This window comes from Rhodanobacter sp. UC4438_H5, from assembly GCF_052978405.1.
This window is the reverse complement of sequence record NZ_CM129672.1, coordinates 3496836-3512230: the sequence shown is the minus strand read 5'-3', so window position 1 is coordinate 3512230 and position 15395 is coordinate 3496836. Positions and strand designations below refer to the sequence as shown.

Here is a 15395-nt window from a genome sequence, read left to right as displayed (position 1 = left end):
GGGTTCTGGACGCCAAAGGGCGGGTTGATGCTCCGGTGAGGCTCTGGGGCCACGGCGGAAAGGCATCTTTGCAGGACGCACCTTCGCCGTGGGACGGCGAAGGTCTTGCTCGCAAATGGCTGTGCCATTTGCTGCTGCACCGGGGCGCAAGGCCCGTCATGACGGCGACAGCGATCGGGAGCTACTCCCCTTCAGCGGTCGATGCTAGCACAGCCCCGGCGCGTGACCACGCCGGGCGGCCGGCGTCAGCCGGCCGGATGCGCCAGCGCAAAGTCGATCGCTGCCACCACCGCCGCCACCTGGGCGTCGTTGCACTGCGCGGGCGTGGCGCGCGGGCTGTCGGGGTAGACCTCGGTGGTGGTCTTGAACGGCGCGGCGGTGATGCCGGCGCACAGGCCGAGCCGGCCGTAGTCGTATTCGATCACGCCATGCGCCACCACCGGCGAGCCGATGATGGTGCCGTCGGGGTCGGCCGGCGCGATATGGGTGACCTTGGCCACCGCGGCAATGATCGCCTGCTGGAACGCGGGCTGCGGCTGCGCGCTGTCGGCGCACAGGTAGAAGCCATCGGGAATCGTGCCGGGTTCGAACGGCTTGCCGTCGCGGGCCGCCAGGGCCGGGCGGAACTCGGCCTCGTCGCTGTCGGTGGTTTCGTGCAGATCGATGTGCATCAGCACGCGCTCGCGCAGCGGCGCCACCAGCGCCATCAGCGCGGCCGATTCCTGTGCCGGGCTGTGCGCATGGAACGAGCGGTTGGGATCGAGCGCAGCAGCATTCCAGCGCTGGATGCGTTCGTAGCCCCACGGGCTCACGCACGGCACCACCAGCAGGTTGGCCCGGCCGGCGAGGTCTGCCGCATGCTGCTCGGCGAATTGCAGCGCACCGTGCACGCCACTGGTTTCGTAGCCGTGGACGCCGCCGGTGACCAGCATCACCGGCAGCTCGTCGCGCCAGGATGCACTGCGCAGGGCGTACAGCGGATGGCGTGCGTCGGGATAGGCCAGCTCACCGTACGGTGCCACCGCCCAGTGCGCGCGCAGCGCGTCGATCCGGCGCAACACGTCATCCGCGTAGCTGCGCTGCACGCGCTGGCGCGAGCGCCATGTCTCGCGTTCGGCCTCGCCCCAGGGCTGGAGCGCCGTGCCTACGGGATAGAAGCTGGACTGGTTCATCGTGGTTCCGTGCGTGGGCGACGGGAAGCCGACGGCCGCGCCGCCGGTCCCGATGACCTGGGGACGCTTACTTCGCGCCGCCGTTCGCGGCACCCTTGGCCGGCAGCGGTTCGAGGTTGAAGCTGATCGTGGTGAGCTTGGCGTCCAGACCCTGCACGACGTCGCTGGTCAGGTCGTTGCTGGTGTTGCCGCCGAGCACCGCGTCGCGGTTGAGCAACAGGCCGCACTGGTGCTTCTTGTAGCTGGCGGCAACCACCGGCTGCGCTTCCTGGCCGATCCGCTGCATCACCTTGGCGCGGGTGAGCTGGATGCGCTCGTTCTGCTCGCCGGCCTGCGACTGGAAGGTCTGCATGCGCTGCTGCAGCGCCGCGCCCTGCTGCTTGCGCTGGTCCTCGGTGAGCGAAGCGGCCTTTTGCTGGAAGGCCTGGATGTCCGCATCCAGCGGCTTGCGCTGGTTCGACAACTGGCTGTTCGCCTGCTCGGCCAACTGGCCCAGCCGCTCGCTGGCGGCCTTGCCGACCTTGGACTGCGCGAACACGGCCTCGCGCGAGAGCATGCACACGCCGGCCACCGCGTTGCCGCCGAGCTCGTCGGCGGCTTGCGCGCTCTGGGCGTGCGCCCCCTGGACGGGAACGACGGACAAACCGGTGGCGAGGGCGAGCGCGGCAGCGAGCGTGAGACGAGGCAGGTTCATGGTGGCGGTTCCGGATGAATTGAGGTCACGAGTTCAGCCGACCACATGCCGGCTGCGTGGTTCCCCAGCATAGCCGATCGCGCGCGCGTCGCGATTCAGCGCCCGTTCGGGGCGCCCCGCGGCGGCGGCGCCACGCTCCGGTTGGCTGCACGCACCGCCCGCACGAAGCCGCCGAACGGAATGTCGGTGATGCCGACCAGGCCGATGTGGCTGTTCTCGCCGTCGAGCAGACGACCGGCGAGCGGCTGATCGGCGTACTCGAACCAGTGCGCGCCGACCACCAGCGGGTTCGTCGTGGCGGCGGCGAGATAGCGCGCGTAGGCCGCGCCGCGTGCGGCCTCGTCGGCCACCGGCACCACGCCCGCACCGAACGGGCCGCGGTCGTTCGATCCGAAATGGAATTCGCCGAGCAGCACCGGCCGATCCAGCGTCCGCATCAACGCCATGTCGACGTGATGCTGCGGCAGGTCGGCATAGGCGTTGAAGCTGACCACGTCGCAATACCGCGCGCAGGCGGCGACGGCCTCGGGCGTGTACACCGCGAAGCGTCCGCCCAGAAACAGGTGATGCGGATCGTGGCGGCGGAGCGCCGCGGCCACGATGCGGAAATAGGCGTCGGCGTAGCGGCGCAGCCAGTGGCCATAGTCGCGGGCGAGTGCCGGATGCGCCTCGTTCGGCGCCGGCGCCGCATAGCCGGTGGCCTGCAGCGCATCCCATGAACGCAGCTCGATGCCCCAGGCTTCACCCAGCGCCTGCGGCGTGGCGTACTGCTGGCGCAGCATCGCGACGAAAGCCTGCTTGGCCGGGCTTCGCGCGTCGCCGGCGAGCGTGCCCCGCGCCAATCCCCAACGCCCTTGCGGCCCTTCGCCGGCCCACGCCAGCTCGTTGTCGGCGAAGTAGCCGAGCAGCCACGGATCGTCGGTCACACCCGCGCTGGCCTTCGCTACCGCCGCCTCGGTGGCGGCGGCAAAGCGCGGGTCGAACGGATCGGGCATGCGGCCCCAGTAGTCGTAGCCGCTGGCGACGTCGGCATAGTCGCCGGCGATGTTGATCGAACGCGTATACGGCAGGCGATGCGCGGCACCCAGCGCGGCATCGCTCCAGTTGCCGAGGGTGTTGAAGCCCCAGGCCTGCAGCCGATCCAGCGTGCGCTTGCGCCAGGCGGCCGGCCAGTCGCTGCCGTCGATCCGGTGGAGATTGGCTGCGTAGAGATCGAACCAGCGGCCGTGGTTGTACGCGATGCCCTGGCTGGCGCCTTCGCCCGGGCGCCGGCTGTCGCCGCGTCCGTAAAAGGCCGCCCATTCGCCGCGATCGGGCGGCAGGTCGTCGAACATGAACTCGCGACTCTCCACGTAGCTGCGCCCGCCGCCGGCGTTGACCGCATTGACGCCCAGCGAGAAGAACGCGTGGCCGTCGGGCGTCACCAGCCACCAGCGACCGCCCCGCTTTTGCACGTGGAACCAGCCCGTGCGATCCAGCGCCTGGCCTGGCTGTCCACCGTAGGCATCGGCGGCCGGGGCCGCGCTGCCCGCATCCGCGTGCACCGCCGCGCGCAAGGCGGCATCGGAGCCGATCTTCTCCGGCCACTGCGCGCGGGTGGATTGCCCGTAACGATCGACGATGCCGGCGTAGGCCGCGTGCACGGTCGGCTCACCCGGCCGCGTGCCGATGCCGCCGAGCAGCAGTGTCTGTTCCGCTTGCGGCGAGGGGATGCCGAGGCGGATGGCTTGCACGCGGCGCCGGTCCAGCGCGCCACGCACGGTGATCGCCAGCAACACCTTGTGACCACCATCATCGAACGGCATCGGCGGGCCGACCTGCATGCCCTGCGCGCGCGGCGAGCTGGCGCGCAGCGGCACCACCAGCGTCTGCGCCGGTCCCGGCGGCAAGCCCACGCGCGCCTGCAGGCGCCGGCCGGCGCTGTCGATCTCCACATCGAGCGTGACCGCCCACGGCATCGCGTTCTGCACGCGCAGGTGCAGCTCGCCCTGGTCCGACCAGTCCCACGTCCCGCTGCGCGGCACGAGCACGATCGACGGCTGCGCCGCCGGTGCGAAGGTGTAGCGGCGCTGGGGCACGCCGTCGGCGGCGTGCTCGACACCGCCTACCCGTCGCACCTGCTCCAGCTGGAGGGTGCCGACGACCTCGCGGCGCGCCGCATCCATGCCCGCGGCATGGCCGGCGCCCAGCAGGGCCAGGCCGAAGCAAGCCATCCACACACGCACGTTCATCGGCGTCCCCGCCGGCAGCAACCCGCCGCCAGCCTACGCCAGCGGATGCCGGCGCACCCAGCGCTGCCAGCCGTAGTACACCGGCACGCCCAGCGCGATGATGACCAGGCTCATGCCGGCATCGCGCGGCGCGTGGATCGCGCTGGCGACGATCACGCCGAACACGGTGACGACGAAGATCAGCGGCAGCAACGGGTAGAACGGCACCCGGTACGGCGCCGGCTCGTCGATGAAATGCTTGCGGTACCAGAACAGCGTGCCGATGCCGAACACGTGGCCCAGCCACTCGCCGACCGTGGTGTAGTTGAGCAGCTGGCCGAAGGTGCCGGACAGCGCCAGCACCACCGCCCACGCCCCGAGCACGGCCAGCGCCACCTGCGGTGCACGGGTGCGCGGGTCGACCCGCCCCGCGGCGCGGAAGAACACCCCGTCGGCACCCATCGTCTGCAGCACGCGCGCACCACCGGCAACCGCGATCGCGCAATAACCGAAGGTGGAGCAGGCGATGCCGACCGCGATCACGGTGGCGCCGCGCTCGCCGAACAGGCGGCGCAGCAGGTCCGCCGCCGGCGCGTCGCTGGCGGCGAGGCCGGCATGCCCCAGGCCGGAGAGATAGGCGCAGTTGGCCAGCAGGTAGCAGATCACCACGCCGGTCATGCCCATGCCCAACGCGCGCGGCAGGGTGCGCTGCGGATTGCGCACCTCCCCGGCCAAGTCGTTGAGGTAGTGGAATCCGCCATAGGAAAACAGCACCGGCAGCAGCGCACCGGCGAACGCCCACGGCGAGGCTGGCGTGGCCGGCTGGCCGATCAGCGCCACGCCCAGGTGTTCGTGCGCCAGCACCAGGCCGGTGATCACCAGCAGCGCGATCGCCAGCAGCTTGAGCACGGTGAACACGTTCTGCAGCCAGGCGCCGGCGCGAATGCCGAACAGGTTGATGCCCACGATGAACACGATCGCGCCCACCGCCACCGGCTTCACGTAACCCTGCCCGCCAAGCCCCAGCGCGCTGCACAGGTATTCGGCGAACATCGTCGCCACTGCCGCCACGCTGCCGGGATAGTTGATCAGCGCCATCGTCCAGCCGAACAGGAACGCCGGCATCAGGCCGAACGCCTCGCGCAGGTAGACGTAGATGCCGCCCGCCTGCGGCCGCCGCGCGCCCAGTTCGGCGTAGCACAGCACGCCGGCCAGGGTCAGTCCGCCGCCGATCGCCCACAGGATCAGCAGTTCGACGCCCGATGACGTATGCCGCGCCACCGTCGACGGGGTGAGGAAAATGCCCGCACCGATGACGCCGCCGATGACGATCATCGCGGCGTCCCAGGTGTTCAGGCGGCGGGCGTAGGCATTGGCGGGTTCGGTCAGCACGCCGGCTACCTTGCCATTGTCGGGGACGCTTTCACCAGTCCCGTCTGGCACGGGACCGCGCGCAACGCCGGCCAGCGCTGCTAGATTGCGCCGATGCCGTTGCCCGATCACCCCGCCCGACTCGCCCTCGCCACCTGTACCGCGCGCCCCTGGATCGACCCGGACGACGCGCACCTCGCCGCCACGCTGGCGCAACTCGGCGTACCGCCGACGGTGTGCGTGTGGAACGACGCGCAGGTCGACTGGTCGGCATTCGACCTCGTGCTGATCCGCACGATCTGGGACTACCACAAGCACCCCGCGGCGTTCGGGCAATGGCTGGATCGCCTCGACCGGCTCGGCGTCGCCATGTTGAACGACAGCCGCCTGCTGCGCTGGAACAGCGACAAGCGCTACCTGTTCGAACTCGCGCGCCTGGGCGTGGCGACCATCCCGACCCGGCTGGCGCACGGCAGCGAACTGGCGCGCGTGCTGGCGTCGATGCCCGGCGCGTCGGTGGTGGTCAAGCCGACGATCAGCGGCGGCGCGTGGCAGACCCTGCGTGGCGAGGTCGGCGACGATGCGTTCGCCGCGTCCGTGGCGCAGTTGCCGACGGCGCTGGATTACCTGGTGCAGCCGTACCTTTCCGAAATCGCCGGCGCCGGCGAGTGGTCGCTGCTGTATTTCGGCGGCGAGTACAGCCACGCCGTCATCAAGCGCCCCGCCGCGGGCGACTACCGCGTGCAGGACGAACACGGCGGCCGCAGCGAACCGGCGGTGCCCGATGCCGCGACGCGCGCCGCGGCCGGGCGCGCCCTGGCCGCGCTCGCTGTCGCGGGCCACGACGTGCCGGCGTATGCGCGGGTGGATGGCGTGGTCAGCGGCGGGCGTTTCGTGCTGATGGAACTGGAGCTGATCGAACCGTCGCTGTTCCTCGCCGGGCAACCGCAGGCGGCCGAGCGCTTCGCGCACCTGCTGGCCAACCATCCTGCGCTTCGGCGTGCCGCGCTATCTTCGCCCAGCCATTGAAGCCAACCACCGGAAACCTTGCTGCATGACCGTCAACGATCCGTCCACCGAGTCCGTGCAGGAAGCCGGTGCGCTGCCTCGCCACACCACGCCGACCTGGGAGGTCGAACTGCTGATCTCCGGCGTGGCGGTATTCGCCATGCTGCAGCTGCCGGGCTGGCTGGACGAGCGCTTCTTTGCGCTGATTCCACGTTTCGACAGCGATTCGGCCGGGATGCTGGCCGTCCTGTATGTGTATCTGAAATCCGCCTCCCTGATCCTGGCGATCACCTTCATGCTGCACCTGACCCTGCGGGCACACTGGATCGCGCTGGTGGGCATGCATTCGGTATTCCCCGACGGGGTACACTGGGATCGCCTGCGCATCGGCCCGATCCGCCGCACCCTGGAACAACAGCGGCTGGGCTCGACCAGCGACGCGATCGAGCGCAGCGACAACCGCGCCACCATGGTGTTCGCTCTGGGCGTGACGCTGGGCACCTTGATGCTGGTGTTCAGTCTCGTCGCTGGCGCGGTGTGCGGCGCGATCACGGCGCTGCGTTGGACAACGGGTATCCGTCTCGATCTCGTCTTGGTGCTGATCAGCATGCTCGCCGTGTTTCTGCTGCCGTTCCTGGCGGCGCATCTGCTCGATCGCCGGTTCGGTGCAGCGCTAGCCGAGACCAGCTGGCAGCGCCGTGCACTCACTCGGATGTACCGGGTCTATGCCCGCACCGGCGTGGGCGGCTCCTACGTGAGCGTGCTGGTATCCAGCCGGACGGGCGAGGTACGTGCGGCACTGCTGGTGGCGCTCGTCTTCGTCCTTGCTAGCGGCGGCGCCAGCTTGGGTCTGATCACGCTCAACTCGCCCGGCTGGCTGGGCAACTACGCAAGGTTCCCGTACTTCACCGACGGCAGCCACACAATGAGCTCGTCGTACTACGACGACCAGCGCGACGTGGTGCACAGCAAGCTGGTGCCGTTCATCCAGAGCGACGTGATCACCGACCCATACCTGCGGCTGGTGGTGCCCTACCAACCCGACCGCGACGACGACGCCCTTCAGCGCACCTGCGCACCCATGCTGGCGCTGGCCGACGCGCAAGCACGCGCGGAGGGCACCTTGGTTTGCCTGGGCAAACTGCACGCGGCGACGCTCGACGGCAAGCCCATCCCGGGCCTGCGCTACGAATCGGGCAGCGACGCGCGCGCCCGGCGACCGGCGCTGGTGGCGATGATCGACTTGCGCGCACTCGCGCCGGGCCGCCACGAACTGCGCGTAATGCGCGCACCCGCCAAGCCGGGCAGCAAGCGCCGACGCGACCAGGCCAGCGAGTACGTGATCCCATTCTGGCGCTGAACGCCACGCCGTTGCTGCGTACAATGCCAGGATCCACTCGTCACGCCGTGCCGGCGACTGCCTGATGCCAGCGCCCCGGAAAATCCTGCACATCGACATGGATGCGTTCTACGCCTCGGTGGAGCAGCGCGATGATCCCGCGTTGCGCGGCAAGCCGGTGGCGGTGGCCTGGCGCGGCGCGCGCTCGGTGGTGTGCGCGGCCAGCTACGAGGCGCGCGTGTTCGGTGTGCGCTCGGCGATGCCGGCGATCAGCGCCGAACGCCTGTGTCCGCAGCTGGTGTTCGTGCCGCCGGACTTTGTGCGCTACAAGGCGGTGTCGCGACAGATCCGCGAGATCTTCGCCCGCCACACCGACCTGATCGAGCCGCTGTCGCTGGACGAGGCCTACCTCGACGTCACCACCACGAAAACCGCGCTGCCCTCGGCCACCGCCACCGCCGAGGCGATCCGCACGGCGATCCGTGCAGAGACCGCACTGACCGCCTCCGCCGGCGTGGCGCCGAACAAGTTCCTGGCCAAGATCGCCTCGGACTGGAACAAGCCCGACGGCCTGTGCGTGATCCGCCCGCGCCAGGTGCTGGACTTCCTCACGCCGCTGCCGGTGGGTCGCCTGCCCGGCGTGGGCAAGGTGATGGAGGGCAAGCTCGCCGCGCTGGGCATCGCCACCGTGGGGGAGTTGCGCGCGCTCGCCGTCGCCACGCTCGAGTTGCGTTTCGGGCGTTGGGGCCGGCGCCTGCACGAGTTGGCCCACGGCATCGACGAGCATCCCGTGCAGCCGGAGCGACCCACGCTGCAGATCTCCGCCGAGGACACCTTCGAGCACGACTTGCCGCTGGACGAGCTGGAGCCGCACATTCGCCGCCTGGCCGACAAGGCGTGGAGCGGCTATCAGCGCGAACGCGAACGGGTCGCCCGCACCGTCGTGCTGAAACTGAAAACGGCCGACTTCCACACCCTGACCCGCAGCCTCACACCGCCGCAGCGGCCACGTTCGGCACGCGAGCTGGGCGAGATCGCCTGCACGTTGCGCGAGCGCGTGGAACGCCCGACGACCACGCGCTATCGGCTGGTCGGCGTGGGGCTCGCCGGTTTCGTCGACCGCGACAGCTACCAGGCACAGACGGACCTGTTCGACACCGCCACGTCCTGACCCGCACGCGGGAGCGGCTAACGGGATCGCGGGGGTTGCGCCTAGGAGAACGCGATGCTGGCGATCGCGCCGTTGGCGTCGGTGCGCGGGCGCATCGCGACATCCCAGCCATACAGTTCGCACAGGCGGCGCACGATCGCCAGGCCCAGGCCGGCGCCGCTGCCGCCGGCGCCCTCGCCGCGCACGCCGCGCTGGAACAAGCGCTCGGCTTCCTCCGGCTTGATCCCCGGGCCGGTGTCGATCACCTCGACGCCGCCATCGCCGACCACCACCTGCACGCTGCCCTCCAGCGTGTACTTGATCGCGTTGCCGATCAGGTTGGTCAGCGCCACCGCCAGCACCGAGGCCGGCGCGTTGACGCTGACCGCGCCGCGCACGTCCAGCTCGATCGTCAGCGGCTTGCCGCGCATCTGCGGGCGCTGGCTCTCGATCACGTCGGCGGCGACCTTGCCGACGTCGGTGGTCTCGCCGCGGGTGGGGCCGCGCCGCTCGGCGCGCGACAGCAGCAGCAGCGCCTCGATCAGCTCGGTGGCCTGGCGCGAGGCGCGCTCGATCCGCTTGAGCCGTTCGGCCAGCTTGGGCGTGAGGTCGGGCGAACCCTGCAGCAGCTCGGTGGTGCTGGCGATCACCGCCAGTGGCGTGCGCAGTTCATGGCTGACGTCGGAGTTGAACTCGCGGTCGCGCTCGACCATCGCGGTGAGCCGCGCCGAATACTCGTCCAGCGCATGCGCCAGCTCGCCCACCTCGTCGTCGGCGAAATGCGGCGCCAGCGGCTCGGCCTTGCCGGCCCTGCGGAAATCGCGCAGGCGGTTGGCCAGTTCGCTGACCGGCTTGAGCACCTTGCGCGACAGCCACACGCCGATCGCCAGCGAGAGCACGCTGAACAGGAACACCACGAGCACCAGCGCGGTGATGAGTTGACGCTTGCCCAGTTCCTCGCGACTCACGTCGTAGCGCACGAAACCTATGATGCCGTCCTTGCGCCGCACCGCCAGCTTGTAGTGCCGGGGGCGACCCTGTTCGTCCACGTCGTTCATGTCGTAGACACCGGTGGAAAGCCCCTGCCAATCCAGCGGTGCCTTGTAGATGGTGCGGTCACTCCACAACCAGGCGTCGATCAGTTCGGAGCTGGCCTGCTGGTCGGGGTGCGCGATCACCTTGTCGACCGCCTGGTCCACGTCGTGCTGCAGCGCCGACACCACCAGTTGATCCTCCACCTTGGCGCGCACGTACAGCGAGGCCACGGCAAACAACGCGCTGAGGCCGAAGCCGAACAGCGCGAAGGAGACGATCAAGCGGTAACGAAGCTTACGCCTGGACTGCATCCGGCTCGACCATGCGGTAGCCAATGCCGTGCCGCGTGTGGATAAGCGGCTTGCCGAACGGCTTGTCGATCGCCGCGCGCAGGCCGTGGATGTGCACGCGCAGGGAGTCGGAATCGGGCAACTCCTCGCCCCACACGCGCTGTTCCAGGTCCTGCCGGGTGACCACCGACGGGCTCGCTTCCATCAGCGCCTGCAACAGCTTCAGGCCGATCGGGTTCAACTGGATCGACTTGCCCTCGCGATTCACGGTGAGCGTGTCGAGGTTGAAGGTAAGGTCGGCCACCTTCAGCACGCGGCTCTGCGGGCCCTTGCCGCGGCGCGCCAGCACCTCCAGCCGCGCAGCCAGCTCCTGCAGCGCGAACGGCTTGGTCATGTAATCGTCGGCGCCGGACTCGAAGCCGGTGAGCTTCTGTTCCAGCGCATCGCGCGCGGTGAGCATCAGGATCGGGGTCTGCTTGTGTGCCTCGTGGCGCAGCTTGCGCGCCACCTCCAGGCCATCCATGCCGGGCAGGGTCAGATCCAGCACGATCACGTCGAAATCGTGCACCACCGCCAGGTGCAGCCCGGTCACGCCGTCGCCGGCGAAATCGACCACGTTGCCGCGGTCCTCCAGGTAATCGCCGATGTTGGTGGCGATGTCGCTGTTGTCTTCTATCACCAATACGCGCATGTGCCACTCCTGCACAACCGGCGCCGGGCCGGTGGGATTGCCAGCTTAACAAGCTTGCGTGAACGCGGCGCTGAAAGATGGCGACTTTCAATCTCCCGGCCATGGCGAGGACACGGCCAGAGCATGGCGAGGGCATGGCGAGGGCATGGCGAGGGCATGGATACCCGAGTTTAGGCAATGCATGGAGCAATTGCCCGATGCCCGAGTTGAGGCAATGCATGGAGCAATTGCCCGATGCCCGAGTTGAGGCAATGCCGGAGCAGTGGCCCGATGGCCGCACGCGGATCGGGCACACCGGTGCCTGGTTCGCGTGAGCAAGTCCGGGCTCGTACCGGGCTTGCGACAGAAGAAAGCCACGGGAAGTGGCCTTCTTCCCGGGGTCTCCAAGAAAAAGGCCCAGATGCACGACTCGCCGTCGCCCACCTGGACCCAAACAACTGCCCCGCTACCATCACCTGCCATCCATCACGGGCTCACCCGCCGACAGACAACGCGGATCTTATAGCGAGATGCAGGTTAGATGCCGGTTAACTCCCGCGCCGGGCCACGTGCCGTTCGAGATGACCCACGATCGCACCGGCCACGTCGACACCGGAGGCAGCCTCGATGCCTTCGAGTCCGGGCGAGGCGTTGACCTCCAGCAGCAGCGGGCCGCGCCGGGAGCGCAGCAGGTCGACGCCGGCGATGCCCAGGCCCAGCGCGGCGGCGGCCTTGACCGCGAGGCGCTTCTCCTCCGCGCTCAGGTTCGCCGCCACCGCGCTGCCGCCGCGGTGCAGGTTGGCGCGGAAATCGCCCGGGCTGGCCTCGCGCTGCATCGCTGCAACCACTTTCCTGCCGACCACGAAGCAGCGGATGTCGCTCCCGTTCGCCTCGGCGATGAACTCCTGCACCAGGAAATTCGCGTACAGGCCACGGAACGCCTCGATCACGCTCTGCGAGCCGCTGCGCTTCTCCGCCAGCACCACGCCGGTGCCCTGGCTGCCTTCGTTGAGCTTGATCACGTGCGGCGGCTCGCCGAGCAGGGCCAGCACGTCGGCGGTGTCGTCCGGGTTGTCGCCGAACACGGTGACCGGCATGTCGATACCCTGCGCGGCGAGGATCTGCAGGCAGCGCAGCTTGTCGCGCGCGCGCAGCACCGCATCGGACGGGTTGGGCGTGTACACGCCCATCATCTCCAGCTGGCGCAGCACCGCGGTGCCGTAGAACGTGGTGGAGGTGCCGATGCGCGGAATCACCGCGTCAATGTCGCGCAGCGGCTTGCCGTTGTAGCGGATCGCCACCGCGCCGGGCGCGATGCGCACGTAGCAGCGCAGCGGATCGAGCACGCGCACCACGTGGCCGCGCTCGCGGGCCGCCTCGACCAGGCGCTTGGTCGAATACAGCCGGGTGTTGCGCGACAGGATGGCGATCTTCATGCGGGGCTCGCGACGTCCGTGGCGGGTGTCGGCCACGGCGAGGGTTGGGTATAGGAAAGCGAGGGGTCGACGACGAAACGCCCGGCCAGCGCGGTGCGCCCGAGCAGCAACGGAAACAGCATATGGCGGCGATCGGTGAGGTTGATGTCAACAATGAAGCGCATCCCCGCCAGCTCCACCTCACTGCGGATGAACCAGCGCTCGGAGCGGCGCCCGCCGGTGTCGGTGACCATGCGCCGGTCCACGGCGCGGGCCTCGGCGTGCACCACCGGTGTGCGTCGTCCGGGATGCAGCGAGAAGCGCAGCCACACCTCGCCGTCGCGCCGGAACGGTTCCAGCGTGTCGACATGCAACGAGCTGCTGCGCGCCCCGGTATCGAGCTTGGCCTTGAGCCGCGCGATACCCAACGCCGGCAGGGCGAGTCGCTCGCGCCAACCCAGGATCACCAGCCGTGCAGCGATCGGATCCGCCATGGTTCGAGACAGTTCGCAAATCGCGGGATCGGGGAGTGGAGCGGGTGAAGGGAATCGAACCCTCGTCAGTAGCTTGGGAAGCTACAGCTCTACCATTGAGCTACACCCGCCGGTGGGTCGGCGCATGGTAACCCGTGCGCCGCGTGCTTTGGAACTGCCGGCGCGGCCCAATGGCGGCTTAACCGCGAATGGCCGGCGGCTGAACCGGCGGCGGTCGCCGCGTCTGCGCCTAAGGTTGGCCTAACGTTGTCCATGCACATAATCCACACGCGACCGCCGATGCGCCCCCGCATCGGGCACCGGCGCCCACCGTTCACAGGGGAGACCGTCATGCGGATCTTGGCCAGACTGTTCGCTTCACCTTCGCGACATGCCGTGTTGCTCGCGCTCGGCCTGCTGCTCGCCGGCATCGGCGCCGCCCATGCGCAGACGGCCGCTGGCGACGACGGCTACGCGCCGCCGAGCCGGGTGGCGCGGCTGTCATGGTCCAGCGGCGACCTCGGCCTGCTGCCGGCCGGTGCCCGCGACTGGAGCGACGCCAGCGTCAACCGCCCGCTGACCACCGGCGACAAGCTCTCCAGCGGCGACGACGCGCGCGCTGAGCTGGAACTGGGCGGCGCCACGCTGCGGCTCGACCAGCGCACCGACATGGGCCTGCTCGACCTGGACGAGCAACTGGCGCAGATCGAACTGACCCAAGGCACGCTGAGCCTCAGTGTGCGCCAGCTCGAGCAGGGCCAGAGCTACGAGATCGACACGCCGACGGTGGCGCTGGTGATCGACCAGCCCGGCCGCGTACGCGTGGATATCGACCGCGGCGCCACCCGCGTCACCGTGTTCGACGGCAAGGCCACCGTGTACGGCGAGAACAACACGCAGCGCGACGTGTTCGCCGGGCGCAGCTACCGCTTCGTCGACTCCGACCTGGCCGCCATCGCGATCAGCGACATCGACGGCGGCGACGATTTCGACGCCTGGGTGGACCAGCGCGACCAGCGCTATGCGCAGTCGCGCAGCGGCCAGTACGTCTCGCCCGAGGTGGTCGGCTACCAGGACCTGGACCAGTACGGCGAATGGCAGGACGACAGCGACTACGGCGCCGTGTGGTATCCGAGCAACGTCGCCGTGGGCTGGGCGCCTTACCGTGACGGCCACTGGGCCTACATCGCGCCGTGGGGCTGGACCTGGATCGACGCCATGCCCTGGGGCTACGCGCCGTACCACTACGGCCGCTGGGCGCACACCCATCGCGGCTGGGGCTGGATCCCCGGGCCGCGTTACGCGCGGCCGATCTACGCACCGGCACTGGTCGCCTTCATCGGCGGCGGCGGTTTCTCGGTGGGCATCGGCAGTGGTCCGGTCGGCTGGTTCCCGCTCGGTCCGGGCGAGGTCTACAACCCGTGGTACCGCTGCGATCGCGACTACTACCGCCGGGTCAACGTCAACAACATCCGCGTGACCCGGCACATCACCCGCGTGATCGTCGACGATCGCGTCGCCAGCCATTACGACCGCTACCGCAACAACCGGCCATTCGACGAGCACTACGCCAACCGCTACGCGCCGCGAGGCATTACCGCGATGTCGGCACGCGAGTTTGCCGCCGGTGCCGGCGTGCAGCGCCACCAGGTCAAGCTCGATCCGGCCCGGCTGGCGTCGACCCGGGTGGCACCGCGTGGCGTCGACATGATCCGTCCGCTGCCGCGCAACGCGATCGACCAGCGCAGCGGGCACGTGCGCCAGCTGCCCACCGGCGGCTTCCAGCGCGAGGTGGTCGCCCGCCGCGCGCCGCCCATGGTGGCCGCCGAGCTCGCCCACCGGCCAGGCGACGGGCGAGTGCAGCCGCGACCGGTATCGAATGTGCGCGTGCTGAATCCCCGCCGCGCCGAGATGTCCGCGACGGCGGTCGCCGATCGGCCCCGGCTGCCGGCGCGCCGCGCTGACGACGCCGCCACGCTGCCGGTACCCGAGCGCGTGAACCGCGCCACGCCGATGCCGCGCGAGGAACTGCGCTCGGCACGCTACGCCCACCCGCAGGAGCGTCGGCGCGATGAATCGGCGGCGATGCCGCGACCCGGGGTCAGCTACATCAGCCCGGCCGCGCGCAGCGAACCCTCGCTGCCGCGGGTGGCGCCGATCCGCCGCGCCGATGCCGACGGGCAGGCCATGCCGGAACGCCGCGCCCGCATGCCGGAGTCGGTGGACAACCCGCCGCGCGCGCGTCCCGAGTCGCGCATCGAGCGTGCGCAGATGAGCCGCCCCAACTTCGAACGCGAGCAACCGCGCGAAGTCGCCCGCCCGACCTTCAATCGCGAGCAACCGCGCGAGATCGCCCGCCCCACGTTCACGCGCGAGCAACCACGGCCGCAGCCGATGCAGCGACAGGCGCCGCCGCCCGCGCCGACACCGCGCTATACGCCGCCGCCGCGGCGCGAGGCGCCGCCGCCGGCGCGCGCCGACGCGCAACGCTTGCGGCAAGCCGACCCCCGCAAGGATCACCAGCGCTGAGCTGACCCGATGACGGCCACGACGGGCGATGGAAAGCCC

The 15395-nt window shown here is 69.8% G+C and carries 12 protein-coding genes and 1 tRNA gene; 4 read left to right on the top strand and 9 right to left on the bottom strand.

Annotation, left to right across the window (positions count from 1 at the left end):
* Positions 1 to 245: 245 nt before the first annotated feature.
* The 4 genes from ACVCL9_RS16010 to ACVCL9_RS15995 form a co-directional block, all read right to left on the bottom strand.
* Positions 246 to 1172 carry a M14 family metallopeptidase gene (locus ACVCL9_RS16010; RefSeq protein WP_447097396.1) on the bottom strand — a complete coding sequence of 309 codons (927 nt, stop codon included), beginning with the start codon at positions 1170 to 1172 and terminating at the stop codon, positions 246 to 248.
* Positions 1173 to 1239: 67 nt separating this feature from the next.
* Positions 1240 to 1866: an OmpH family outer membrane protein gene (locus ACVCL9_RS16005; RefSeq protein ID WP_395116082.1), complete on the bottom strand. Its 627-nt coding sequence runs from the start codon at positions 1864 to 1866 to the stop codon at positions 1240 to 1242.
* A gap of 95 nt (positions 1867 to 1961) precedes the next feature.
* The gene (locus ACVCL9_RS16000) at positions 1962 to 4097 is read right to left on the bottom strand and encodes a beta-galactosidase (RefSeq protein WP_447097397.1); all 2136 of its coding nucleotides are present in this window, start codon (positions 4095 to 4097) and stop codon (positions 1962 to 1964) included.
* 33 nt (positions 4098 to 4130) lie between these two features.
* On the bottom strand, positions 4131 to 5468 hold the full coding sequence (locus tag ACVCL9_RS15995; RefSeq protein WP_395116078.1) for an APC family permease: 1338 nt from the start codon (positions 5466 to 5468) through the stop codon (positions 4131 to 4133).
* A gap of 93 nt (positions 5469 to 5561) precedes the next feature.
* Between ACVCL9_RS15995 and ACVCL9_RS15990 the strand changes: the two genes are divergently transcribed.
* The 3 genes from ACVCL9_RS15990 (at position 5562) to dinB (ending at position 8965) form a co-directional block, all read left to right on the top strand.
* The gene (locus tag ACVCL9_RS15990; RefSeq protein ID WP_447097398.1) at positions 5562 to 6476 is read left to right on the top strand and encodes an ATP-grasp domain-containing protein; all 915 of its coding nucleotides are present in this window, start codon (positions 5562 to 5564) and stop codon (positions 6474 to 6476) included.
* A gap of 25 nt (positions 6477 to 6501) precedes the next feature.
* On the top strand, positions 6502 to 7815 hold the full coding sequence (locus ACVCL9_RS15985) for a hypothetical protein (protein WP_447097399.1): 1314 nt from the start codon (positions 6502 to 6504) through the stop codon (positions 7813 to 7815).
* Between the two features lie 64 nt (positions 7816 to 7879).
* Positions 7880 to 8965: a DNA polymerase IV gene (gene dinB / locus ACVCL9_RS15980; RefSeq protein ID WP_447097400.1), complete on the top strand. Its 1086-nt coding sequence runs from the start codon at positions 7880 to 7882 to the stop codon at positions 8963 to 8965.
* A 41-nt stretch (positions 8966 to 9006) separates the two neighbouring features.
* Here dinB and ACVCL9_RS15975 read toward each other — a convergent pair whose 3' ends face one another.
* From ACVCL9_RS15975 to ACVCL9_RS15955, 5 genes are all read right to left on the bottom strand, one after another.
* On the bottom strand, positions 9007 to 10290 hold the full coding sequence (locus tag ACVCL9_RS15975; protein ID WP_395116069.1) for a sensor histidine kinase: 1284 nt from the start codon (positions 10288 to 10290) through the stop codon (positions 9007 to 9009).
* Positions 10274 to 10960 (bottom strand): response regulator transcription factor, encoded by a 687-nt coding sequence (locus ACVCL9_RS15970; protein WP_395116067.1) that lies wholly within the window; start codon positions 10958 to 10960, stop codon positions 10274 to 10276. The genes ACVCL9_RS15975 and ACVCL9_RS15970 overlap by 17 nt, the downstream gene beginning before the upstream one ends.
* A gap of 527 nt (positions 10961 to 11487) precedes the next feature.
* Positions 11488 to 12375 carry a 30S ribosomal protein S6--L-glutamate ligase gene (gene rimK / locus ACVCL9_RS15965; RefSeq protein WP_447097401.1) on the bottom strand — a complete coding sequence of 296 codons (888 nt, stop codon included), beginning with the start codon at positions 12373 to 12375 and terminating at the stop codon, positions 11488 to 11490.
* Positions 12372 to 12848, bottom strand: a complete 477-nt coding sequence (locus ACVCL9_RS15960) for an ATP-dependent zinc protease family protein (RefSeq protein WP_395116057.1) — start codon at positions 12846 to 12848, stop codon at positions 12372 to 12374. The genes rimK and ACVCL9_RS15960 overlap by 4 nt, the downstream gene beginning before the upstream one ends.
* Before the next feature lie 36 nt (positions 12849 to 12884).
* Positions 12885 to 12958, bottom strand: a tRNA-Gly gene (locus ACVCL9_RS15955).
* Positions 12959 to 13223: 265 nt separating this feature from the next.
* Between ACVCL9_RS15955 and ACVCL9_RS15950 the strand changes: the two genes are divergently transcribed.
* Positions 13224 to 15356, top strand: a complete 2133-nt coding sequence (locus ACVCL9_RS15950) for a DUF6600 domain-containing protein (RefSeq protein ID WP_447097402.1) — start codon at positions 13224 to 13226, stop codon at positions 15354 to 15356.
* The last annotated feature ends 39 nt before the right edge of the window (positions 15357 to 15395 follow it).